The sequence below is a fragment of the Rhodoglobus sp. GW821-FHT12B09 genome (assembly GCF_058809925.1).
Genome location: NZ_JBXATB010000004.1, coordinates 180,914 through 204,632, shown reverse-complemented (window position 1 = coordinate 204,632; position 23,719 = coordinate 180,914). Strand labels below are relative to the sequence as shown.

Genomic DNA, 23,719 nt, shown 5'->3' with positions numbered 1-23,719 from the left:
CGGCGAACCCTCACACCTGCGAACCCCGACACCCAGCGATAGGAAAGAATCGACTTATGACTGACGCTCAATTGAGAGACTCTTTCGCCCGTCTGCGCACCGAGGTCGGCAAGGCCGTCGTGGGGCAGGAGTCCGCGGTGACCGGGCTGACCATCGCGCTCCTCGCCGGCGGCCACGTGCTGCTCGAGGGCGTCCCCGGTGTCGCCAAGACCCTGCTCGTGCGCAGCCTCAGCCAGGCGCTCAGCCTCGAGACGAAGCGCGTGCAGTTCACGCCCGACCTGATGCCCGGCGACGTGACCGGTTCACTCGTGTACGACGCGAAGGCGGGCGAGTTCGAGTTCCGGGCCGGGCCCGTGTTCACGAACATCATGCTCGCGGACGAGATCAACCGCACGCCCCCGAAGACGCAGTCCGCGCTGCTCGAGGCGATGGAGGAGCGGCAGGTCTCCGTCGACGGCGAGACCCGCAAGCTGCCGGTGCCGTTCATGGTCGCCGCCACGATGAACCCGATCGAGTACGAGGGCACCTACACGCTGCCGGAGGCCCAGCTCGACCGGTTCCTGCTCAAGCTCATCCTGGAGCTGCCCGAGCGCACCGACGAGGTCGAGGTGCTCACCCGTCACGCCGCCGGCTTCAACCCGCGCGACCTGGTCGCCGCCGGCGTCACGCCCGTGCTCGACGCGGAGACCATCGCCCAGGCGCAGAAGGCGGTCGCACAGGTGGGAGCGTCCGCCGACGTCATCGGCTATGCCGTCGACCTCGCCCGCGCGACCCGCCAGAGCCCGTCAGTGAAGCTCGGTGTGAGCCCGCGCGGCTCGACCGCGCTGCTCGGCGCCGCGAAGGCGTGGGCCTGGCTCCAGGGCTTTGACGCCATCACCCCCGACCACGTGCAGGCGATGGTGCTGCCCGTGCTGCGGCACCGTATCCAGCTGCGGCCCGAGGCCGAGCTCGAGGGCGTCTCGGCCGACGCGATCCTGCGCAGCATCCTGCAGCAGGTGCAAGTGCCGATCTGATGCGCGCCATTCACCAGGGGTGCCCGCGAACCATCGTGGGAGAGGACTGCACGACGTGGCAGTGAGCGGGTGGTTCGTCGCCCTCGTCGCCCTCGGCGTCGTGCCGATCGTGCTGACGGGGCAGCCGGTCGTGCTCGGGCTCTGGCTCGTGCTCGTCCTGGTGCTCGGGGTGGCGGACCTGCTGCTCGCCGGCTCGCCGCGCGCCGTCGTGCTCTCCCGCGACCTTCCCGGCCGAGTGCGGCTGGGCGAGACTGTCTCGTCGAGCCTGTTCGTCGCGAACAACGGTCGCCGCCGGGTCCGCGGGATGATCCGGGACGGCTGGCAGCCGTCCGCCGTCGCCTCACCGAGCCGTGCGCGCATCGACGTGCCGCGAGGTGAGCGCCGCATGATCACGACAACGCTCACCCCCTTCCGCCGCGGTGAGCGCCGGGCCGCCCACGTCACTATCCGCTCGTTCGGGCCGCTCCGCCTGCTCGCGCGCCAGGCGAGCATCGCGATGCCCGGGGCGATCACCGTGCTGCCGCCGTTCAACTCGCGCAAGCACCTGCCCTCGCGCCTCGCGCGGCTGCGCGAGCTCGACGGCGCCACGAGCGTCATGGTGCGCGGCCAGGGCACGGAGTTCGACAGCCTGCGCGACTACGTCCGCGGCGACGACGTGCGCTCCATCGACTGGCGCGCCACCGCTCGCCGCAAGGATCTGGTGGTGCGCACGTGGCGCCCGGAGCGCGACCGCCGCGTCGTCATCATCATCGACAGCGGCCGGACCTCCGCCGCCCGCATCGACAACGAGCCGCGCATCGACACGGCGTTCGAGTCTGCTCTGCTCCTCGCGGCCCTGGCGAGCAGCGCCGGCGACCGGGTGGACCTGCTGGTGTTCGACCGCAGGGTCCGAGCGCGCGTGCAGGGCGCGACGGGCGCCGAGCTGCTCTCGCGCATGGTGTCGAGCATGGCGACCGTCGACCCCGAGCTCATCGAGATGGACTGGTCGGCGGTCCCCGGCCTCGTCCGCTCCGTGACCTCGCAGCACTCCCTCATCGTGCTGGCCACCACGATCGACGCCCCCGGCGCGTCGCACGGCCTGCTCTCGGTGCTCCCGCAACTGACCCGCAAGCACACCGTTGTCGTGTCATCGGTCACGGATCCGGACGTCCTGGATGCCACGCACGACCGCGGCACGCGCGACGAGGTCTACCGCGCCGCCGCCGCGGAGCGAGCGCTGCTCGACCAGGCACGGGTGGCGGCGGCGGTGCGCCAGCTCGGCGGAGAGGTGGTCACCGGCGCCCCGCAGGACCTGCCTCCGGCACTCGCCGACCGTTATATTGCGTTGAAAGCCGCCGGTCGGCTGTAGCCCTGTGTAGGGTCGAGGAAGTTCAGCACTTTCACAGAAAGGTCTCTCGTGGCCAAGGTCGATAGCTCAGCCCCCGTAACCAATGCCGATGTCCCCATCGGCGCGCCGACCCTTATCCAGCGTCTCGTCGCCGAGCTCGCCGGCACGTTCATCCTCGTCTGCAGTGTGATCGGGACGGCGCAGTTCGCGTCGCAGAACACCGGCTGGGTGGGCGTCGCGCTCGCCGCCGGTATTGCCGTGCTCGCCAGCGCCTACGCCTTCGGCCACATCTCGGGCGGCCACTTCAACCCCGCCGTGACCATCGGCGCCGCAGCATCCGGCCGCTTCTCCTGGACCGACGTGCTGCCCTACATCGGTGCCCAGGTCGTGGGCGGCGCGCTCGCCACGACCATCCTGCTCGGCATCCGCGCCGGCGCGGGCGGCGACGTGTTCGCGAGCTTCACCGCCACGTCCAACGGCTTCGACGAGCACTCCCCCGCGGGCTTCAACCTGCCGGCCGTGCTCCTCGCCGAGGTCGTCGCGACCGCGATCTTCTTGTACATCATCCTCGGCGTCACCGACCGCCGCGCGCCCAGCGGCTTCGCCCCGCTCGCGATCGGCCTCACCCTGGCCGCACTGCACCTGGTGACGATCCCGGTGAGCAACGCGTCGCTCAACCCGGCCCGCTCGATCGCGACCGCGATCTACGGCGGCGCCGGCTCGCTCGAGCAGCTCTGGGCGTTCATCGTCGCCCCGATCGTGGGCGCGCTCATCGCGGGCTTCACGTACGGCTTCCTGTTCGACCGCAAGCGCGCTTAGCAGTCATGCACGAGGATGCCCGGGGCCGGTCGGCCCCGGGCATCCCCCGTTAACCCCCGCGCACCCAGCCCTGTACGAAATGCAGGAGATCTCGGCATCCCGCAGCTGTCAGACCAGCGGATCGTTGACGCGGCCGTCGGCATCTCCTGCATTTCGCACGTCTTCGGCGATCTCGGCGGCCGTGTCGGCGGGGGCGGCCCGCTCGGCGGAGGGCGCGGCGGGGGCGGCGGGGCCCTCGGGCTCGGCGGAGGCCGGCGCCACCAGCTCCGTCGGCAGAACGCGCATCGTGGTGAGCGGGGAGAAGAGCACGAACACGGAGGCGAGGAAGCCGCCGGCGACGCCGATCCACATCGTCGGCAGCACGCCGATGGTCTCGCCCAGCACGCCCGCCACCAGCGACGCGATCGGCATGACGCCCCACACGACGAATCGGATGGAGGCGTTCATCCGGCCCAGCAGGCGCGGCGGAGTGAGGCGCTGGCGCATGGTGACCTGCGTGATGTTGTACACGAGGACGAGGAACGAGACGACGAAGGTTCCCGCGATCAGGATCGGGATGGCAGCGGACGGGAACACCGCCGACAGCGGCATCGCCAGGACCCCCGCCGCCATCGCGACCGCCGAGAGCGAGATCGAGGTGCCCTCGCCGATGCGCTTCTGGATCCACGGGGTCGCGAGCGCGCCCAGCAGGCCGCCGACCGAGCCGACCCCCAGGATGATGCCGAACGCGGCGGGGCTGAGCCCCAGGATGCGCAGGATCAGGATCGACTCGAGGGTGAAGATGAGCGTACTGAAGAAGTTGGACGTTCCCGTCGTCGCGGTGATGCGCCACAGCAGCGGATGCCCGAAGACGAAGCGCAGCCCCTCGGCGATCTCGCGCGGCAGGCTCTGCCGATCCTGGGGGTCGGGAAGGGCCTCGGTATCGCGCACCCGCCACAGCGCGAACGCCGAGACGAGGTACGAGAGGCCGTCGGCCAGCAGCAGCACCGGCGCGCTCACGATGGTGAGCAGCGCGCCGGCGAGGCCGGGTCCGCCGATGTGCGCGATCTGCGACGTCGCCTCGAGCTTCGAGTTCGCGCTGCCCACCTGCTCCCCCGGTAGCAGCACGGGGATGAAGCTCTGGTACGAGACGTCGAAGAACACCGTCGCGACGCCGACGACGGCCCCGACGATGTAGAGGTGCCAGATCTCGAGCGACCCCGCGAACCACAGCGCCGGGATCAGCGCGAGCGCCACCGCCCGCACGAGGTCGGCGACGATCATGACCCTGCGCTTGAGCATCCTGTCGATCCACGCCCCGGCCGGGAGGCCCACCACGAGGAACGCCGCGGTCTGGGCGGCGCCGAGCACGCCCACCTGCCACTCGGTGGCGCCGAGCAGGGTGACGGCGAGCACCGGGAGGGCGAGGCCCGTGAACTGGGCGCCGAGCTGGCTGATGCCCTCGCCCGTCCAGAACCAGAGGAAGTCGCGGTTGCGCAGGAGGGGACGGGGTGTGCTCACGGGTCCAGTATCGATCCCGCGATTGGGATAAGTCAATCGGAGCACTTGCTAGCCTGTGAGCATGTCCTCGACCGTGCCCGAGCCCGATGACGACGCCGCCCAGCAGGCGCGCGCACGGGCCCTCGCGTCACCACTGCGCATGCGCATCCTGAGGCTCTGCCTGCACGAGTCGCGCACCAACAAGGAGCTCGCCGTCCTCCTCGGCGTCAACCCGGGCAGCCTCCTCCACCACGTGCGGTCTCTCGTTGCGAACGGGTTCCTGCGGGCCGAGGAGCCGCGCCGGGGCGCTCGCGGCGCCCGCGAGGTGCCGTACCGCGCCACCCGCCGCTCCTGGGGCCACTACGTGCCGGGCGTCGGCACTCTGCTGCTCGAGACCTTCCTGCAGGAGATCGAAGGACTGCCGCCGGATGCCCTCAACGCGACGAGGCTCGGGCTCAAGCTCTCGCCCGAGCGCAGGGACGAGATGCTGTCCCGGTTCGAGGCCCTGTTCCAGGAGTACGCCTCCGCCGAGTCCGACCCGGACGGCGACCCGATCTCACTGTTCTTCGTCGAGCATCCCGACCAGCAGGGGCGCTAGCCCGCGACCAGCTGCTTCGCGCCCGCCTCGAACTCCTCGAGGTCGCCGGTCTCCCCCGCGCGCACCGCGCGGCGGCCGACGATCCACTGGTAGCTGAGGAACGCCGCGAGCGCGACGGTGCCGATGCCGATCTTGATCGGCCAGGGCCACGGCTGCCGGGTGACGAACCCCTCGATGACTCCCGAGACGAACAGCGCGCCGATCAGCCCGATCACGATGGTGAAGAGGGCGCGGCCCTCCTCGGCGATCGCCCGAGCCCGCGTGCGCCGGCCCGGAGCCACCCACGCCCAGAAGATGCTCATGCCGGTGGCGCCGGCGACGAAGATCGCGTACAGCTCGAGCTGGCCGTGGGGGCCGATGTACTGGAAGAACACGTCCAGCTCGCCGAAGTGCTCGAGACGGGCGCCGGCGATCCCGACACTCTGCGCGTTGGTGAAGAGGATGACCGGGGTGAAGACCCCGAAGACGCCGAGGAAGATCGACTGCGCGGCGACCCACGCGTTGTTCGTCCACACGAAACCCGTGAACGAGGAGCCGGAGTAGTTGGAGTAGTAGTCCACGAACTCCTTGCGGTAGCTCTCGAGGTCCGCCTCCGTGCCGCTCGTCGCCGCGAGCACCTGGGGGTCGCTCGCCGCCCACGCGCCGTAGATGACCGCGATCAGCGCCGACACCGCCGTGACCACCAGCGACAGCCACCGCACCCGGTACAGGGCCGCGGGCAGCTGGTTCACGAAGAACTGCGGCAGCTGGCTGACCACGTTCGTGGACGCCCCGGTGAACCGCAGACGGGCCCGGCTGAGCCACAGCGAGAGCCGGTCTCCCGCGGCAGACTGGCCCGACGTCGTCTTGATCGCGGAGAGCTGGGTCGCGCCGGACTGGTAGTGGTCGATGAGAGAATCGGCCTCAGCGCCGCTGAACGTGCGCTTCGACCCGAGCCGGGCAAGCTCCTCCCACTCATCGCGGTGGGCGGCGGAGTAGGCGTCGAGGTCCATCTGCTTAAATGATCGCATGGCCCGCCCCGCTTCCGCCGACGTACTCGACCATGTGGACGACCCACAGGAGCTCGTGACCGGCGAGGCCGTCGCCCTCGACCTCCGGTCGCAGAGCTTCGTGCTCCGGGCCGCGGGCGCGATCATCGACTACCTGGTGTACTTCGGCAGCTACATCCTGATCATGGTCGTCCTGTTCACGTTCGCGACGCAGCTCGGCATCGACGACGCCCTCATGCAGGCGATCGGGGTCGCCGGCATCGTGCTGTGCATCGTCGTGATCCCCACGGCGGTCGAGCTGCTGAGCCACGGGAAGTCGCTGGGCAGGCTCGCCGTGGGCGCGCGGATCGTGCGGGACGACGGCGGGGCGATCGGGTTCCGGCACGCCTTCATCCGGTCCCTGCTCAATGTCATCGAGACCTTCATGACGTTCGGGTCCATCGCCGCGATCACGGGGCTGCTCAACGGGCGCGCCAAGCGCATCGGCGATATGGTCGCCGGCACCTACAGCCAGAACGAGCGCGTATCGCGGGTCGTCACCCCGGTCTACGGCGTGCCCGTGCCGCTGATCGAGTGGGGCCGCACTGCCGATGTCGCGAAACTGCCCGACGCGCTCGCCCGGCGGGTCGCCGGGTTCCTCGCGCAGGCGCCCAGCCTCGTCCCCGCCTCGCGGGACCGCCTCAGCCGCGAGCTCGCCAACGAGGTCTCCGTGTTCGTCTCACCCGTGCCGTCCGCCGACGCGGAGCTGTTCCTCGCGGCCGTCGCGGCGCTCCGCCGCGAGCGGGAGTTCGCCGCGCTCGAGCTCGAGAAGGCCGGGCTCGACCGGCTGGCGCCGGTGCTCGAGGGGATGCCGCGGGGCTTCCCCGACCGCGGGTAGCGGCCGCGCCGCTCAGTAGCGGTAGTGGTCCACCTTGTACGGGCCCTCGACCGGCACGCCGATGTAGGCGGCCTGCTCTGGCGACAGCACCGTCAGCACGACGCCGAGGGCGTCCAGGTGCAGGCGCGCGACCTTCTCGTCGAGGTGCTTCGGCAGCACGTAGACCTGGTTCGCGTACTGGCCGGAGCCGTTGTTCGCCCAGAGCTCGATCTGCGCGAGCACCTGGTTCGTGAACGAGTTGCTCATCACGAACGACGGGTGGCCGGTGGCGTTGCCGAGGTTCATCAGGCGCCCCTCGGAGAGCACGAGCACGCTGCGGCCGGACGGCAGGCGCCACTCGTGCACCTGCGGCTTGATCTCGACCTTCACGGCGCCGGGCAGCTTCTCGAGGCCGGCGATGTCGATCTCGTTGTCGAAGTGGCCGACGTTGGCGACGATGGCGAGGTGCTTCATGCCGAGCAGGTGCTCGGTGGTGATGACGTTCTCGTTGCCGGTGCCGGTGACCCAGATGTCGACCTCGCCGAGGGCCTTCTCGATGGTGGTGACCTGGAAGCCGTCCATCGCGGCCTGCAGGGCGTTGATGGGGTCGATCTCGGACACGATGACGCGCGCGCCCTGGCCGCGGAGTGCCTCGGCGGCGCCCTTGCCCACGTCGCCGTAGCCTGCGACGAACGCCACCTTGCCGCCGATGAGCACGTCGGTGGCGCGGTTGAGGCCGTCGGGCAGGGAGTGGCGGATGCCGTACTTGTTGTCGAACTTCGACTTCGTCACGGAGTCGTTGACGTTGATGGCCGGGAACAGCAGGTTGCCGGCGGCGGCGAGCTCGTACAGGCGGTGGACGCCCGTGGTGGTCTCCTCGGTGACGCCCTTGATCTCGGCGGCGATGGTGGTCCAACGGTCGGGCGAGGCGGCGAGGGAGCTGCGGAGGACGTCGAGGATGACGCTCCACTCGTGGCTCGCATCCGCCGGCGTCGCGGGAACCGCTCCGGCAAGCTCGAACTCGCGGCCCTTGTGGACGAGGAGTGTGGCATCCCCGCCGTCGTCAAGGATCATGTTGGGGCCGGCAGCACCCTCGGCCGACCAGTCGAAGATCTGCTCGGTGCACCACCAGTACTCCTCGAGGGTCTCGCCCTTCCAGGCGAAGACGGGCACGCCGGCGGGGGCATCCACTGTGCCGTTCGGGCCGACCGCAATGGCGGCGGCCGCGTCGTCCTGCGTGGAGAAGATGTTGCAGCTGGCCCAGCGCACCTGTGCGCCGAGGGCCACGAGGGTCTCGATGAGCACACCGGTCTGGATCGTCATGTGCAGGGAGCCGGCGATGCGCGCGCCCGCGAGCGGCTGCGAGGGTCCGAACTCCTCCCGGAGGGCCATGAGGCCGGGCATCTCGTGCTCGGCGAGGCGGAGCTGGTGGCGACCGGCCTCGGCGAGGGAGAGGTCGGCCACTTTGTACGGGAGGGCGGTCGTGACGGGGCTCATAGGCCCATTCTCTCAGGAAAGAATCCAGCGCGCCCGGACGCCGCTCTCCCGCTACATTGATGGAGTGATCCCGAGGCACGGTTCGACACATGACGAGTACGTCATTGGGATCGATCTCGGGGGCACGAAGACCTTGGGCGTGGTTAGGTCTGCGTCCGGCGCGATCCTGCACTCTCGAACCATTCCCACTCGCCGTTTCGCTGACGCTGACGACATTCTTGCCGACATCGCTCGACTGGTCCGCAGCCTGGAGGGCGACGCCGGTGGACCGGAGAACTGCCGCGGGGTCGGCGTGGGCGTGGCCGCCCTCGTCACGCCGGCCAGGACAGTGATTGACTCGATCATCCTGCCGGCGTGGAACGACGTCGACGTGGCCACCGCCCTGAAGGAGCTCGTGGGGCATCCGGTAGTCGTGGACAATGACGCGACGATGGCTCTCATCTCGGAGATCTGGCGGGCGAGCATACCTCACGGGGCGACAACCCTGTGCCTCACGCTCGGAACGGGCGTGGGTGCGGCGGTGATGCTCGCCGGGCAGGTCCTGCGCGGACTGGATGGAACCGCCGGGCAACTGGGCCACATGAGCATAGAGACCGAGGGCCGCGCCTGCGACTGCGGTGCAAGGGGATGCTTGAACGCGTATGTGTCGGGAACTGCACTTGCTGCCCGCTACAACGAGGCGACGGGCCGCGATGCGGTCTCGAGCGGACGCGAGGTCTGGGACCTGGCCGAGCGCGGCAGCTCCGAGGCGACCGGAGTCATCGCCTCGACTGGACAGTACTTGGGGGTCGCACTGGCATCGCTGGTCAACGTGTTCAACCCGGAGTTCATCGTGCTCGCGGGCGGGGTCGCGACAATTGGCGACCCGATCCTCATCCCCGCCGTCACGCGGATGCGGCAACTCGCCTTCTCCCGGCCCGGGACTCGGGCCACCGTCGTGAGCGCGGGCTACGGCCACCAGGCTGGCGCGATCGGCGCGGCGATCGCCGCCGCGCCGTCGGAGGCGGCGTCTCCTCCCGTCAGCCACGGGGGCCCACAGTGACGGCCGAGGCGATCGCGCGCGCGCGCCTTGCGGCTGCGATCGCCGACGCGGCCACGGGCGTGTGGCTCATTGATCTGGACGACACGCTGGTTGCCACCGCCCAAAGCCACCCACGCGCGGCACGGCGAGTCGAACAGGTGCTGACGGCGAGCTTGGGCTCCGAGCTCGCCTCCATGACGTCCGAGCGTTTCAAGGACATTTTCGCGACGCTGCTGGCGTCCCACCAGAACCGCGACCAGTCCGGAACCGTCGGTGCTGCCGTCTTGGAGGAGCGCGTCGAAGCGGTCCAGCTCGACGTCGGGGAGCGCTGGGGCGGCACAAAGCGCTTCAGCCGCGAAGTGCTCCTCCTGCTCGCCGCCCAGGATGTCGGAGCGCGACTTTCGGCGGAGCTTCTTGAAACAGCCGTCGACGCGTACTGGGAAGACTTCGTGTCCCGCCCCGCGTTCATGGATAGCGCGCGGGAGTTTGTCTCCGCCGTGGGCGCGACCGCGCCTGTGTACATCATCACGGGCAGCGACGCGCGCATGCGCCTGACGCCGTCCGGGCAGTTCGAGTACGACCCGGATCGGTCCCGACGCCTGAAGGAGCGACGGCTAGCGACATTTCGGGAGAAGGGCCTCGAGTTCCGCGGAGCGATCATCGGAGACCCGATCGACAAGCCCAGCCCGGAGTTCTTCCTCAAGGCGATCGATACCGTGCGCCGTGACATCGGATCGGAGCCCGTCGGTTGGGCAGTGCTCGGTGATTCGTTCGCATCAGATATCGAGACGCCGCTCGCTATGGGGATCACGGCGCTAGCGATCCTCCTGGCCGATGGCCAACGCGGCGTCACCAACCCGGCGACCGGGCTCTTCGCCGTCGGCGACCTCTCCACCCTCCTTCCGCTACTTCCCCCCCACCCGCCCCAGAGAAGAGACAGCCTGTGAGAGTCGCAATCATCGTCGACGATCTGGATCCGACGCGCCGGCGGACCTCCTTCTGGGAGGAGCACCTCGCGCCCCTCGAGGGCATCACAGTGGAACTCGTGAGCCTGCTCACAAAGATGGACGAGCGGAAGTTCTTTGACGTCTACCGCTACGACGTCGTCATCTTCAACTGGTGCGTGCTCGATGGCGCCCTGATGTACGGCTCGGACCGGACCCAGCAGATCGTGGAGTTCTACGACGACCACTTCAGGAGGTTCGTCAAGAAGGGCAAGCTGCTCATCCTCGAGAATCAACCGAAGCGCTGGCATCCGAACCAGAAGGCGTACGACACACTCTTCCGGAACGAGATCCTCGTGGAGACCACCGACGAGCAGGTGTTCGGCGACCAGGTCACGAGAAGCCCGCGCCTGCTGGGACATCCGCTTCTCCAGCACCTGCCAGTCCACCTCTACAGTAACTACCCGCACACGGACGTCGCCTGGTTCCCCCCGGGGTCGACGGGCGAGGCGTCCCTGGCCGGCTTGCATCCCCGCAAGATGTACTCGGGCGGGTTCAAGCGCTGGCGGCCGGATTGGTTGCCCCTGATGTACGACGAGAAGGGCGAGTTCCCTGTCATGCTCGCCAAGACCGACGGGCTCGGACTGTACTTGGTGACGACGATGTACCTCGGGTCCTCGAACGTGACGGACCTTCTGGACGCCATCTTCGTGGAGTGGCCGAACAAGCGCGGCGACGTGGTCGGTTTTCATGAGAAGTACCGTAAGCACCGACGATGGAGTCTTGTGCGGCTGATCGCCGCTTCGGCTCTTGCGGCCGCCGCGGTTGCGGCGCTGTTCATCAGCGACATAATCCATCTCCCCGACTCGTTCGGCGGAACGATCTTCGGGGACATCGTTGTCAGCGTGCTCTTCGGCGTGCTCGTCTTCGGGGCGACTCGACTGGGCAAGTACCTTCTGGAGCTCGCCCGCGAAGCGCTGAATCGTTAGGACCATGGATCTCGAGCTCCGCGGAAAAGTTGCTTTCATCACGGGCGGGTCCGGGGCGATAGGCGCCGCCGCCGCGCACGTCCTCGCCGAGGAAGGAGCGAATGTGGCGGTCGGCTACCACCGGGGCCGCGACCGAGCGCTGGATGTCGTGTCGCAACTGCGGGACGTCGGTGTGTCAGCGGAAGCCGTGCAGGTCGACGTCCGCGATAGTCGCTCAGTGAGGGACGCTTTCGCCCGAGCGGTTTCGGCGCTGGGCGGAATCGACCACCTCGTCAACTGCGCAGGCGTTGCATCCTTCGCACCCCTGGCGGAGCACGAAGAAGCCGAGTGGGATCGCATCTTCGATACGAATGTGAAGGGTGCATACCTTTGCTCGCAGGAGGCACTCAAGTACCTTCCGGCTGACGGCGGCTCGATAGTCAATGTGTCGTCGCTTGCGGCGTCCACCGGATCGTTCGAAGGCCCCGCGTACGCAGCGTCGAAAGCCGCGATGAACAGTTTGACGCTGTCTCTGTCGCTGGAGCTGGCTTCGCGCGGCATCCGGGTGAACGCTATCGCTCCGGGGCGCATCGATACCCCGTTCCGTCGAACCCGATCCGGCGCCTACTTCGACTTCATGCTGCGACAGACGCCGTTGGCGCGCATGGGCACCGCTCGTGAGGTGGCAAACGGAATCGCCTTCCTGGCATCGCCGATGAGCGCTTTCACCACGGCCACAGTCCTCTATGTTACGGGCGGCCTGCACTCAGTCCACCTCGAGCACGTCATCCCCGAGCCCGGTGCCGCGCTGGGCTCCTAGCCGTCCATCCTGACAAGGATCTTCGTCGCGGGAAAAGTGCCGAACGTCCTCTCCCGGTGCGCGACTCTCGCCAGGATGCCATTCAGGTCGGCGAAGCCGACCACGTGGGTTACTATCGGCCGGAAGGTTCCTGCGTGTGCTCGCAAGAGGCGCATAGCCTCGCGCAGATGCCCCGCGGACGTGCCGCGGTGGCCGACCAGGACGAGCCGCGCACCGTACGCCGTCCTCACCGTCGTCGGCGGTGCGGAGCGCGGTACCCCGCACGTGTCGGCCCGTCGCACGGCGTTCAGGTCCACGCCGGGCAGGCTCGGCACGAACGTGCCGTCGGGGAAGCCGCTCACCAGGTCGATACAGCCGCCGTCTCTGGTGATTCGAACGACAAGATCCAGCAGCTCCTGGGCGCCCGCGCGCGACACGCACAAGTACGCGGCGTCGACTCCCCGACCGCCCGTGGAGGCGAGTACTCGATCCGCCGCCAAAGGATCCAACAGGATCGCCTCCCCCGGTCTCACTATGCCGTTGGCGACAGCCCACTCCAGTCGTGCGGGATCACGATCAAGCAGAAGGACCGTGGCTGCACCGCACAGGCGCGCATGCAGCGCATGGAGGCACCCGATCGAACCCGCCCCCACGATCGCGACCTCCCGTTGGTCGGTGGCCGCCGACACCAGGGAGTGCCCGTAGATCACCGTCGCCAAGGGCTCTGCCAAGGGGCCGTCGCGAGGTGCCAAGCCTGGCTCCATGGGAACGAGCATCGCCAGCTCATCGGGGCCGACGATCAACTCCGGTTGCAACAGACCCGGTTTGGAATGCCCGAGTACGTCATCCGGGTCCTCCTGATTCACCGGGTTGAATACGACCAGGTCGCCTACCTCGTAGGGCCCGCCGAGGGTGGCTCTCTCGATCCGCCCGTACCCCTCGTGCCCGACCACAGGGATTGTCTCCGGACGATCGCCGCGCAGTATGTCGAGGTCGGTCCCGCAGATTCCGACCATGAGTGGGCGAACGACCGTGTCAGCGCGCATCAGGTTTCCAACGAGCGCAGCGCTTCTGCTATCTCCGCGACCGTGATGTCATCGACGAACGTGACCGCCCCGAGCGAGGTCGGCACCGGTATTCGAGCGGACCCGCCGCGATGCCGCGCCGACTCATCGAGAGCAAGCCCGAAGTCGACTCGCCGGATATCGCGGATGCTCGTCGGGAGCTCCAGGGAGCGAAGGAGGCGGAGGACTCTGCCGGTCGTCGTTGGCGACAACAGGCCGCGATTTCTCGCGAGTGCGACGCTCATCGCGATATCAACTGATACAGCCTCGCCGTGCAGCAAGTCGAAGCGCGGATCGAGCTCAAGCAACGGCCCGAACGTGTGGCCGAGATCCACGGGCCTCCTGAGGTCGTCCTCCCAGAGATTCGGCCGGAGCTCGTCCAGCATGCCGGTGATAGCCCGCTCGACTATCGCGGCGCCGCCCGCCGTCTGGAACGCGGACTCGATGAGGGTCGGTCCCTGCGCCTCCATCATGTCGAACAGTCCGGGGTCGCGCGCGACCGCGAGCTTGAGAATCTCGGCAGCGCCGCTGCGCAGCTCTCTCGGCGACAGCGTTGCGAGCATCGCCGGGTCGTAAACGCTCGCGGCGGGTGGGTGGAACGCGCCCGCGCGATTCTTCGCGGCACCGAAATTGACGCCCACCTTTACACCCACGGCGGCGTCAACGATCGCTAGGAGCGACGTCGGCACTCTGAGGTAGGGGATTCCCCGTCGATAGAGGCTCGCGGCCAGGCCGACGATGTCCAGCACTACTCCGCCGCCGAAGGCCACGACTGTCAGTTCACGGCGGCCGGCGCCCCAGGTGTCCAGTTCGTCGAGCACGAGGTCGATCGTGCCGAGCGTCTTGTCGGCCTCAGATGCTCTGATCTCGAGGATCCTCGTATGAATCCCGCGAGATGCGAAGTACTCGGCGATCGCGCCGCCGTAGAGCGAGGCAACGCGCGCGTCCGTGATTACAAGCCGCCGTCCAGACTCGGCGTCGGAGTTTCCAGCCGTGGCGAGCACCGGATTGCGCGGATCAAGCAGACCCGTGGTGCCCGTCACCCCGTAGCGCACACCGCGGTTCGCCTGCACAGTCCAACTTCGATCCGCCCCCTCCCGTTCGTCCGGAGCACTGCGCGCACAACGTGCCGCGCCCAGGAGTTCCGCGTTGACACCCGGCGGCGCGAACTCGATGAGCTCGCTGAAGTAGTTCTGCGCGGCCGGATGCCCGTACAGCCCGATCCGGCTCAACTCGTCGACGAGCACTCCTCGATAGCCGGGGAAGAGCTCCGTCACACCTCCTTGTACGACCACCCGCTCAATGAGCGGATCAACGGTGAGTCCCGCGAGGAGCGCCTCGGCGACGGGCGTGACAAGGCTGGCGAACAGAGCCACGGCCGACGGCTCGGCACTAGCCAGGGCTCTTGCCAGTGCGCGGGACCGGACATAGTCCGACTCCGCGGCGTCACTCTCCGTCTGATACAGGTCCATGGCGCTGAGCACAGCTTCGATGCCGCGGCCGGAGCAGAACGCGTTCAGATGATTCCGACCACCGCAGTCGCACGCGAGCGAATAGCTGACATCACGGTAGGAGAACACGGTCGGAAGGTGACCAATCTCCCCTTGCAGCCCCGAGCGCCGGTCGACCGGAACGCCATCGGTCCTGTAGTCGAACGTGCGGAGGGCGATTCCCGTGCTTATCGTCAGGAGCGCGATTCTCGCGAGCCCTTCGTGCTGGCGCACATAGGCATGGTGCGCCAAGGAGGCAGTCACGTCATTGACGACATTCCAGGACGTCGATGGATCAGCGGATGTGAGCGCCGCCCGGAGGTTGATGTCGTCTCCGGTGGGACCCCAGAGCGGACCCCGACCTGCCACGGTATCGGTGTGCGCGTTGACCGCGGCGCCGATGGACACGCCAGCGCGGGTGAGTTCCAGGTCAGGGAACTGCTCGCGCAGGACTTCTGCACGATGCACGAGCGTCGCAACGACCTGCGCTTGCAGTTCGCGGGAGCTGAGGTGTGGAAACGCGCGATAGCTGGGCGAAGGTTCTGACTCGAGGCCGAGAACCGATCCGTCGTTTGTGACGACCCCCGAGCGCAGGGTCGTGCCTCCGACGTCGAAGGAAATGATCCCAGCCACGGTCCCTCTCGCCGAAGGTGGTGGTTCAGTACTCGTAGAGAGGGTCGAACGACCCGAGTTCGACGCTCGCGCTCTCGATTACCTCGCGCAACTCCTCGTCCATGCGGCGCAGCAGAAGTCCTTCGTCGTCGAAGGCCTCCCCGATGATTACGAGGTTCGGCGAATTGGACGACGCCCGGACGAGCAGCCAACTGCCGTCCGACAGGGTGATACGGATTCCGTTGAGCAGATTGACGTCGACTACTTCGAGTCCCGCGAACGTGGATCGAGCGGAGAGCTCTTGCGCGATGGCGTCAACGACCTCGTACTTCGTGCGGTCGGACACGGCGGGTTGGCGGTTGGGCGAGGAGTGCGACTGCGGCAGCGCGGCCAGCTGAACGGACAGCGCGGCCGTCGGGTCCTTGGCCAGTGCCTCGCACTGCACCCAGAGCACGACCAGCGCAGCCAGACACGCGTCGTCGTAGCCGCGGCCCAGCGGCTCTCCGAAGAAGAAGTGCCCGCTGCGCTCGAAGCCCGCGATCGACCCGGATTCGGCCACCGCCGCTTTCACGTAGGAGTGCCCAGTCTTCGCCCAGACTATCTTCGACTCCAGCTCGCGCTCGTACAGTGAGGTCGACTTGACGTCGATTACGAAGGGACGGTCGGATCCGAACGTCCCTTCTAGGTGCTTGGCAACCAGCAGCCCGATCCGATCGGCGAACACAAGGCTGCCCGTGTCGTCGACCACGCCGAGCCGGTCGCCATCTCCGTCGATGCACAACCCCACCTTGGCCCCGGAAGCGACGACGAGGTTCTCCACCGAACGGAGGAACGGAATACTCTCGGGATTCGGGTTGAAGTGCGGGAAGGTCCAGTCGAGCTCGACGTTCCCCCTGTTCACTGGAAATCCGAGTTTCTCGAGAAGCTCGGGAAGGTACAGTCCCGCCGTGCCGTTGCCCGTCTCAACTGCGACATTCGGCCGCGGGAGGTCCGCGAAACGCGGACCCCACGTTGCGACAAGATCGTCGATATACGCCTGGCGGATCCCCTGGACCGGCGTGTACGTACTTTTCGCGGCCGTCCCCCCGACGAGTTCACCGTTGAGGACCGAGTCGCGAAAACGGGTCATCTCCTCGGGCCCGAAAGTTTTCGAGAAGTCGTGGCCCATCTTGAGACCGGTCCAGCCGTTGTCATTGTGGCTCGCGGTGACCATGGCCACGTTGCGGACGCCGAGGTAGTGCTGCGCGAAGTACGCACCCGGAGTCGTAGACAGCCCGATGTCGTGCACGTGCATACCCGCCTGGAGGAGGCCGAGCACAACCGCGTTCTTCACGTGCTCCGAGTAGCTCCGAAAATCGTGCCCGACGACGATGTCCGCCCCGGTTCCCAGGTCGTGCTGGAGGAACATCCCGAGCCGGTACCCGATCGAGCGAATGCCGACGTAGTTGAGCTCGATGTCGCCCCCGTCGATGGGCTCGATCACCCACCGCGCGTCATACTCGCGAAAGCCGGTGTCGACGATGAACGCCTCGTCGAAGTAAGCGGACGAGTTGTAGCCGGAGGCGGTCAAGGAGTTACTTCTTCCATTCGGGTGTGGGGCGGTGCCATAGCGCCCCCGAGACGGTGCGGTGCGGTCGAGCATAGCCTCCCGCTTCCGCGGGCGTGACGGTGGCCTTACGAAAACTCATGCCCCAAGACTACGTGGCGCACAACCTGCCACCCCTGCGGAGCGGAGAGGCGCTCGGCGTGACGGTCGCACAGGTCGTAGCTGTGCGGCTCCGCGGTCTGGCTGAGCGGGCCGAGAACCGCCATCGAGTCGGCGTAGACGTAGGTGAGCGTGGCGGAGGCCTCCTGGTTACAGGCGACCTTGCTGCACGGGCGACCACTCATCTCGCTGCAAGAGTACGACCGCCGGCAGGCCGTCGGGCGAGCCACGCCGGTAGAATCGACAGGTGGCGAAGCCGACGAGAAGACCGCTCCCCGCGTCCGTGCGGCCGGGATGGCGGGACAGGCACGGCAGGGGCATCCGCGCCGCCGTGACCGGGCCGCACCTGCCGCTGCTGCGCAGTCGGGCGGACACCTTCGAGATGACGGTCGCCTCGACCGCGGAGTACCTCAAGGACCTGTGGCCCGACGAGCTCGCCGACGTCAGTTTCGAGATCGCGGGCATGCCCTCGGCTCTGGGCGGAGACCCGGGCGTCGACCGCTGGCGCGTGCTCGCGGGCGAGCGCCGCGTCATCCTGTACCGACTGCCCATCGAGCGCCTGTCACGGCTGCACCGCTACGACGACCTGCACAAGCGCATGATGGTGGAGAGCTGCGTGTTCCGCGCCGTCGCCGAGTTGCTCGGCAAGGACCCGTGGGATCTCGCGCCGGAGCGCTTCCGCCACCTGTAGCGGCGGGCTACGGGTAGATCAGGATCGGACCCGAGCCCACGCCCGGCGGTCGCACGCTGTAGCCGGCGATCATCCCGGCGTCCGCGAGGGTGACCGAGGCGTAGAGCAGTGTGAAGCCCGTGAGCGAGTAGGTCTCGCCCCCACTGAGGGAGACCAGCGCGGATGCCGCGGCGGGCACGGTCACCGTGCGGCTGGTGCCGTCCGTGCCGGCGACGACGACGTCCGCCGCCGCCGTGCCCGGGTTCGCGAGGTGCAGCACGGGGTTCGGACCGGGTGCCGCCGTGACCTGCGCCGCCGTCGCGAGCGGGGACGCGGCGGTGAACCACGCGAAGTCGGTGGTCTGCCCCACCGCCGAGGTGACCCGGACCGAGCCGACGATCGGGGCCGAGGAGGCAATGCCCACGGTGTAGCTGCCGGTGGCGAGCTGCTCGATCGGCACGTCCGTGACGCGGCCCGCATCGACATCCACCTGGAACGACGTGCCCGTCCCCGCGCCGTCCTCCGGGGTGACGGTCACGGTCAGCGAGACGGTGCCCTCCCCCGGGGCAAACACGCGCACGGCGGTCTCGACGTCGTCGAACTGCGGGTCGCCGCCCTTGCGCAGCGCCTGCACGGCGTCCAGGCCGGTGATGACGACTCCCGGGATGACCGTGTCGGTGGTCAGCGCCGGGACGGACGAGACGATGTCGAGCCCACCGGGCGTCAGCGTGCGCACCGTCGCCTGCTGCAGGGTCGCGGAGACCTGGCCGCCCGTGCTCTTGACGTGCACCACGGGTGAGACGATGTCCGGCTGGAACCCGGCGAGGGAGAGCACGCGCTGGCCGTTGGCCGGCACGATGATGCCGCTGGTCCCCGGGGCGGTGACCGGCCCGTCCTCGCCGAAGATCTCGAGGTTGACGGTGGCGGGCACCTCACTGGGGTTCGTGAGCGAGAGAAGCGTGGTGCGCCCCACGGCGGTCGAGCCGCCCGCGAGCCAGCTGTCGCCGTTCGGCACCGCGCAGTCGGCAGCGGCCAGACCGACGAAGTCGCCCTCGTTGACGAGCTCGGACTGCGCGCCGCTCACGAGCGCGCTCTCGGTGGCGCCCGCCGCGGACGGGGGCGTGCTCACGACGGCGGGAGCGGAGGACGTGCCGCCCGTCGAGGCGTCGGACACCTCGACCGCGGTGGTCGAGACCCGGCCCTCGCTCGCCTCCGCGCGGAGGTCGGGGCTGCCGAGCGCCGAGACGGTGGTCGCGCCCTCGCCGGAGTCATCGGCGAGGCGCAGCACGGATCCCGCGCACACGAGCTGCTGGGCGGTCGGCACGGGCGTCACGAGCATGCTGGCGGGAGTGGAGCTGATAGTGGGCAGCGGCAGGAGGACGGCGGCAGCGATGGTCACCGCGGCGACGCCGATCCCGACGAGGCCCGCCACGGTGCGCGCGCCGGCGACGACGACGCCCTTCGCGGTCACCCCGCGGCGCGCCTCGGTCTCGGGCTCATCCTGCTCGGGGAAGGCGGGGTCGTCGGCGAACTCGTCGCCGGTCGGCTCCTCGGGCAGGTCCAGATCGCCGCTCATGACTCCTCCTCCGCGGACTCAGTCTCGGGGGCATCCCCCGCGGCGCGGGTGCGCAGCCGGCGGCGGCGCGTGGTCGGGATGGCCAGCAGGAGCGCGCACAGGAAGACGAGGCCCTGCACCGCGAGCACGAGGATGCCGGTGGGGGTGCCGAGGGGCCCCGGGCCGGTCGGCGCGGTACCCGCGCCCAGCCCGTCGTAGTGCCAGAGCGTGCCGACCGCGGTGTCTCCGATCGGGGTGAGCAGCCGGTTTCCGTCGAGGGCGTCTACCACGCGCTGGCGCGTCGCGTCAGAGGCGCCAGCGGTGTGCGGCACGAGCACGAAGGCCAGGTGGAGGCTGTCCAGCTCCGAGGCGACGTCGAAGCCGCTGCGCGAGGAGATGTTGCCCGCGAGCACCGCGAGGCGCTCGTCCTCCGGAGTCGGCGCGGCATCCGTCGAGTCGAGGGTCGACTGCTCGTCGAGGGTGGTGCCCAGGCCGCGGTGCACGCTGACGGCAACTCCGCCGTCGGGCTGCGACGTGAGCTCGAGTGTCCCGAGCGTCCGGTCGGAGACTGCTTCCGCCGACGCGAACGCGGGCAGCAGGCGCCCGTTGCTCGCCGACACGGCGACCGACCCGTTCACGGATGCCACGAGCGACGGGACGGCGAGCACCACCAGGAACACGGCGGCGACGAGAGCCGGCACGCGGGCCCGGCGGCGCATCCCCTCGAGCGAGATCGCCAGGGCGCCCACGAGGCCGAGCCAGTAGAGGCTCAGCGCGGCGCCGGGCCACACCGAGACCGCGGTCGACCCGACGATGGTCACCTGCAGGTGCAGGCAGGCCACGGCGGTGATGAAGCCGAGCAGCCCCAGGACCATGGCCGGGATGCCCCGCATCGCCCCGGGCAGCAGCGGCGAGAGCAGCGCGAGGATGCCGAGCGGGGCGAGGAGCACGATCACGACGACCGGCGCGGCCGCCGCGGGAAGGCCGAGCGAGGTGAGGAACTCGCCCCACCCGTTCAGGCCGGAGCCGGGAGAGCCCACCACCAGTTCATGGACCGCGGGGGTGGCGGCGCGCAGCGCGACCCCCGGCTCCGCGAACAGGGCGAGCGGAGTGCCGCGTACCACCTGGTCGACGATGAGCGGGGCGAACAGGGCAGCGGCCGGCAGCGGGATGCCGAGCACGCGGACGATCCCGCGCGGGTTCGCCGCCGCCCAGCCGAGAAGGCCGACGAGCAGCGCCGGGACGATCATGGGCGCCGATGCCGCCACGACCGCGAACACGATCGACGCGATGCCCGCCATCGACCAGCTGCGCGCGGCATTGACCGCGGTCAGGATCAGGGTGGGCAGCAGGATGTGGGCGATGACCGCTCCGGGATGCCCGCCGCCGAGGCCCGCGAGAAGCGGCGGTGCCACCGCCCAGGCCAGCGCCGCCACGGCGGGCCCCCACCCCCGCGTCGAGAACCGCGCGGCGCACCACCACCCGGTGAGTGCCGAGAGGGGGATCGCAACGAGGTAGAGCAGCACCATGCTGAACGACGGCGACCAGAAGGTGAGGCTGCCGAGCACGGCGAGGACGTAGCTGAAGGGGTCGGACGCGCCCCAGAAGCCGGAGCCGAGGTCGTGCCAGGCGTACCCGACGTGCGACCACAGCTCGCCCACGGTCGCGCTGAGCGGAACGAGGCCGCCGCCCGCGAGCGCCGCTGCACCGGCGAGCCCCCCGAACGCCGCGATGCCGATGACGGCGGCGAGCAGCACGACCCAGGCGCCGCCGCCCGCGAAGAAGCCGGGGCGCTCGCGGGCCGCCGCGGCCGAGGCCGCGGCTACAGCGCGCTCGCCGGACCGGCGCTCCCTGAGCTCGCGGGGAGTGATGCGCAGGGCGCCGATCGCCGCCCACCCCATCCGCCGGTTGCGGCGCAGAACGCCGCGGGCGCGCGGAACGCTGCCGTCGAACGCTCCGCGGAGGGCGGCCGCGAGCTCGCCCCCGACGAAGTTCGGCCGCTTGGCGACGAGCTGCACGAGGGAGCGCAGGATGCCGAGCGGCACGAGGGTGAGCCAGTGCAGAGGAACCGCGAGCGGCGGCGCGTAGACGAGTCGGCGGTGCAGCTGGGCGGCGCGGCGGATGCGGTTCTGAGCCCCCGCGGCGACCGACCGGCGGCCGAACAGCTCGGGCGGCCCGGCGGAGGCGACGCGCGCGGACGGCACCCCCACGACGCGGTGGCCGGCCAGGCGCGCGCGCACGGCGAAGTCGAGTGCGGCGTCCACACTGGGAAGTCCCGGGTCGAAGCCGCCGAGCGCCGTCCAGACGCTGCGGCGCACGAGCATGCCGCCCGCGGCGACGGCGAGGAGGTCGCTGCCCAGGTCGTGCTGGGCCTGGTCGAGCTCGCCGCTGACCAGGTCGACGGAGCGACCGTAGGCGGTTATCGTCTCCCCGAAGCTCGCGATGACGTGCGGCTCGTCCCAGCGCATGAGCTTGGGGCCGGCGATCGCCACCGACGGGGCGACTTCGACGGCGCCGAGGAGGGCCGAGAGGGCGGAGGCGTCGGGGGCGTTGTCGTGGCCGAGGAGCCACAGCCACTCGTTCTCGACGGCCTGCGGCTGAGCTGCCTGGAGCCCGTACGCGACCGCGCCGCCGAAGGTGCGGCGCCCCGGTGTCGTGACGACGCCGCCCGGGGAGGCAGCGCTCAGGAGGGCCGGCGACTCATCCGACGAGCTCGCGTCGACGAGGAGCACCGCATCGGGTCGCCGGGTCTGCGCCGCCAGCGCGGAAAGCGTGCGGGGCAGGTACTGCGCGCCATTCCTGGCGATGAGTACTGCAATGACTCTGGGCTGCATGACCCCACGAGACTAAGCGCGGGCACGGGACCCCGCGGGGTGACTCGCTGACTAGGCGCGCTTTCGCAGCTTCCGGCGCTCGCGCTCGGAGAGGCCGCCCCAGATGCCGAAGCGCTCGTCGTTCTCCAGCGCGTACTCGAGGCAGCGGGTGCGGACTTCGCAGGACTGGCAGATCTTCTTCGCGTCGCGGGTCGATCCGCCCTTCTCGGGGAAGAACGCCTCGGGGTCGGTCTGTGCGCAGAGGGAGTCGGACTGCCAGGCGAGAGGATTCTCATCCTCTTCGGCGACCTGCTGGCGGACCCCCGGGACGCCGAGCCGGACCGGGTCGACAAACCAGTCGTCCGGAACGCCCGTACGGTACCCGTTGTTCGCCATGCTCTGTCTCCCCTCCGCACTCGAGCTGAATCACCGACGCGCGTTAGGTAATTACACCGTTGTAGTTACCCCCACGTCAAGTCGCGCGATGATAAATGGCTCAATCAGCGACAGAGGGTTCACCCGCACGGCGTGTTGCAATCCACTGGCTCTCGACCATCTCGCGGAGGGTGTGGCGCATCCTCCAGTCGAGGTCGCGGGCCGCGAGCTCCCCGCTGGCCACGATGCGGTCGGGGTCGCCGGGGCGGCGGGGCCCGATCTCGGGGGTGAAATCGATGCCTGTCGCATCCGCTATCGCCCGCATGATCTCGCCGACCGAGCTGCCCGATCCGCTGCCCAGGTTGTACGCGCGCTCGACCGGCTCGCCCGCGTCGAGGCGCTTCGCGGCCGCGACGTGCGACGCCGCGAGGTCCGCCACGTGGATGTAGTCGCGCACGTTGGTGCCGTCCGGGGTGTCGTAGTCGTCGCCGTTGATGCGCGGCGTGCGGCCCGCGAGAAGCGCCTCGAACACGAGCGGGAACAGGTTGTGCGGGCTCGAGTCGTACAGCGCGGGGTCGCCGGAGCCGACGACGTTGAAGTAGCGCAGGGAGGTGTGCCTGAGGCCGCGGGCAACCCCCTGGTCGGCGAGCAGCCACTCCCCGATGAGCTTCGACTCCCCGTACGGCGACGCCGGGGCCTTGGGGGTCTCCTCCGTGACGAGGTCGGTGCGCGGGGTGCCGTACACGGCCGCGCTCGACGAGAAGACGATCCGGTCGACGCCCTTCGACTCCATCGCGGCGAGGAGCGTCGCGGTGCCGGTGACGTTCTGCTGGTAGGTGTGCAGGGGCTGAGTGACGGAGACCCCCGCGTACTTGTAGCCCGCGACATGGATGACGCCGCTCACGTCGTGGTCGGCGATCGTGTCGAGCAGCAGGGCACCATCGAGGATCGAGCCGCGCACGAAGGGCACCTCCGCCGGCACGAAGTCGGTGTGGCCCGTGGAGAGGTCGTCGAGCACCACCGTCCTCAGGTCGGCGTCGAGCAGTGCACGAACCACGTGCGATCCGATGTAGCCGGCGCCGCCGGTCACGAGCCAAGTCATGCCGACAACGCTAGCGGCTCCTG

General features: G+C 69.3%; 21 protein-coding genes. 10 read left to right on the top strand and 11 right to left on the bottom strand.

Features of this window, described 5'->3' with window-relative positions; translation table 11 throughout:
* Positions 1-56 precede the first annotated feature (56 nt).
* Genes AC1RTC_RS10390 through AC1RTC_RS10380 form a run of 3 tightly spaced genes read left to right on the top strand, consistent with a single transcriptional unit; the run spans position 57 to position 3,159 of the window.
* Positions 57-1,013, top strand: a complete 957-nt coding sequence (locus AC1RTC_RS10390) for an AAA family ATPase (RefSeq protein ID WP_493155455.1) — start codon at positions 57-59, stop codon at positions 1,011-1,013.
* A gap of 55 nt (positions 1,014-1,068) precedes the next feature.
* Positions 1,069-2,361 carry a DUF58 domain-containing protein gene (locus AC1RTC_RS10385; RefSeq protein WP_493155454.1) on the top strand — a complete coding sequence of 431 codons (1,293 nt, stop codon included), beginning with the start codon at positions 1,069-1,071 and terminating at the stop codon, positions 2,359-2,361.
* Positions 2,362-2,409: 48 nt separating this feature from the next.
* Complete coding sequence (locus AC1RTC_RS10380; protein WP_493155453.1) at positions 2,410-3,159, top strand: aquaporin; 750 nt, start codon at positions 2,410-2,412, stop codon at positions 3,157-3,159.
* 108 nt (positions 3,160-3,267) lie between these two features.
* On the opposite strand, the gene AC1RTC_RS10375 is transcribed toward AC1RTC_RS10380, so the two are convergent.
* A complete protein-coding gene (locus AC1RTC_RS10375) occupies positions 3,268-4,659 on the bottom strand; it encodes an MFS transporter (protein ID WP_493155452.1) in 1,392 nt (463 codons plus the stop codon).
* Positions 4,660-4,720: 61 nt separating this feature from the next.
* Here AC1RTC_RS10375 and AC1RTC_RS10370 point away from each other — a divergent pair, with 61 nt between their 5' ends.
* Positions 4,721-5,236 carry a helix-turn-helix domain-containing protein gene (locus AC1RTC_RS10370; RefSeq protein WP_493155451.1) on the top strand — a complete coding sequence of 172 codons (516 nt, stop codon included), beginning with the start codon at positions 4,721-4,723 and terminating at the stop codon, positions 5,234-5,236.
* Here the strand turns inward: AC1RTC_RS10370 and AC1RTC_RS10365 are convergent.
* Complete coding sequence (locus AC1RTC_RS10365) at positions 5,233-6,228, bottom strand: stage II sporulation protein M (protein ID WP_493155581.1); 996 nt, start codon at positions 6,226-6,228, stop codon at positions 5,233-5,235. The genes AC1RTC_RS10370 and AC1RTC_RS10365 overlap by 4 nt on opposite strands.
* A 16-nt stretch (positions 6,229-6,244) precedes the next feature.
* On the opposite strand from AC1RTC_RS10365, the gene AC1RTC_RS10360 reads away from it, so the two are divergent.
* The gene (locus tag AC1RTC_RS10360) at positions 6,245-7,102 is read left to right on the top strand and encodes an RDD family protein (RefSeq protein WP_493155450.1); all 858 of its coding nucleotides are present in this window, start codon (positions 6,245-6,247) and stop codon (positions 7,100-7,102) included.
* A 12-nt stretch (positions 7,103-7,114) separates the two neighbouring features.
* On the opposite strand, the gene ahcY is transcribed toward AC1RTC_RS10360, so the two are convergent.
* Entirely contained in the window at positions 7,115-8,578 is a 1,464-nt protein-coding gene (gene ahcY, locus AC1RTC_RS10355) for an adenosylhomocysteinase (protein WP_493155449.1), read from the bottom strand.
* Between ahcY and AC1RTC_RS10350 the strand changes: the two genes are divergently transcribed.
* From AC1RTC_RS10350 to AC1RTC_RS10335, 4 genes are read left to right on the top strand one after another with little or no spacing between them, the layout of a single operon-like run.
* Positions 8,472-9,620, top strand: a complete 1,149-nt coding sequence (locus tag AC1RTC_RS10350; RefSeq protein ID WP_493155448.1) for an ROK family protein — start codon at positions 8,472-8,474, stop codon at positions 9,618-9,620. The two genes, ahcY and AC1RTC_RS10350, sit on opposite strands and share 107 nt — an antisense overlap.
* Entirely contained in the window at positions 9,617-10,546 is a 930-nt protein-coding gene (locus AC1RTC_RS10345) for an HAD family hydrolase (RefSeq protein ID WP_493155447.1), read from the top strand. The genes AC1RTC_RS10350 and AC1RTC_RS10345 overlap by 4 nt, the downstream gene beginning before the upstream one ends.
* The gene (locus AC1RTC_RS10340) at positions 10,543-11,532 is read left to right on the top strand and encodes a hypothetical protein (protein ID WP_493155446.1); all 990 of its coding nucleotides are present in this window, start codon (positions 10,543-10,545) and stop codon (positions 11,530-11,532) included. Before AC1RTC_RS10345 ends, AC1RTC_RS10340 begins: the two co-directional genes overlap by 4 nt.
* Positions 11,533-11,536: 4 nt before the next feature.
* Positions 11,537-12,331, top strand: a complete 795-nt coding sequence (locus AC1RTC_RS10335) for an SDR family NAD(P)-dependent oxidoreductase (RefSeq protein ID WP_493155445.1) — start codon at positions 11,537-11,539, stop codon at positions 12,329-12,331.
* Here AC1RTC_RS10335 and AC1RTC_RS10330 read toward each other — a convergent pair.
* The 4 genes from AC1RTC_RS10330 to AC1RTC_RS10315 form a co-directional block, all read right to left on the bottom strand.
* Complete coding sequence (locus AC1RTC_RS10330) at positions 12,328-13,356, bottom strand: alcohol dehydrogenase catalytic domain-containing protein (protein WP_493155444.1); 1,029 nt, start codon at positions 13,354-13,356, stop codon at positions 12,328-12,330. The two genes, AC1RTC_RS10335 and AC1RTC_RS10330, sit on opposite strands and share 4 nt — an antisense overlap.
* On the bottom strand, positions 13,356-15,497 hold the full coding sequence (locus tag AC1RTC_RS10325; protein ID WP_493155443.1) for an ROK family protein: 2,142 nt from the start codon (positions 15,495-15,497) through the stop codon (positions 13,356-13,358). Before AC1RTC_RS10325 ends, AC1RTC_RS10330 begins: the two co-directional genes overlap by 1 nt.
* 25 nt (positions 15,498-15,522) lie before the next feature.
* Complete coding sequence (locus AC1RTC_RS10320; RefSeq protein WP_493155442.1) at positions 15,523-17,046, bottom strand: phosphohexomutase domain-containing protein; 1,524 nt, start codon at positions 17,044-17,046, stop codon at positions 15,523-15,525.
* A 104-nt stretch (positions 17,047-17,150) separates the two neighbouring features.
* Positions 17,151-17,366, bottom strand: coding sequence for a DUF3499 family protein (locus tag AC1RTC_RS10315; protein WP_493155580.1), 216 nt, complete (start codon positions 17,364-17,366; stop codon positions 17,151-17,153).
* 62 nt (positions 17,367-17,428) lie between these two features.
* On the opposite strand from AC1RTC_RS10315, the gene AC1RTC_RS10310 reads away from it, so the two are divergent.
* Positions 17,429-17,872: a metallopeptidase family protein gene (locus AC1RTC_RS10310; RefSeq protein ID WP_493155441.1), complete on the top strand. Its 444-nt coding sequence runs from the start codon at positions 17,429-17,431 to the stop codon at positions 17,870-17,872.
* 7 nt (positions 17,873-17,879) lie between these two features.
* On the opposite strand, the gene AC1RTC_RS10305 is transcribed toward AC1RTC_RS10310, so the two are convergent.
* From AC1RTC_RS10305 to galE, 4 genes are all read right to left on the bottom strand, one after another.
* Entirely contained in the window at positions 17,880-19,427 is a 1,548-nt protein-coding gene (locus AC1RTC_RS10305) for a DUF5719 family protein (protein ID WP_493155440.1), read from the bottom strand.
* Positions 19,424-22,240 (bottom strand): glycosyltransferase family 2 protein, encoded by a 2,817-nt coding sequence (locus tag AC1RTC_RS10300; protein ID WP_493155439.1) that lies wholly within the window; start codon positions 22,238-22,240, stop codon positions 19,424-19,426. The genes AC1RTC_RS10305 and AC1RTC_RS10300 overlap by 4 nt, the downstream gene beginning before the upstream one ends.
* Positions 22,241-22,291: 51 nt before the next feature.
* Positions 22,292-22,615, bottom strand: a complete 324-nt coding sequence (locus AC1RTC_RS10295) for a WhiB family transcriptional regulator (protein WP_493155438.1) — start codon at positions 22,613-22,615, stop codon at positions 22,292-22,294.
* Positions 22,616-22,715: 100 nt separating this feature from the next.
* Positions 22,716-23,696: a UDP-glucose 4-epimerase GalE gene (gene galE, locus AC1RTC_RS10290; RefSeq protein WP_493155437.1), complete on the bottom strand. Its 981-nt coding sequence runs from the start codon at positions 23,694-23,696 to the stop codon at positions 22,716-22,718.
* Between the last annotated feature and the right edge of the window lie 23 nt (positions 23,697-23,719).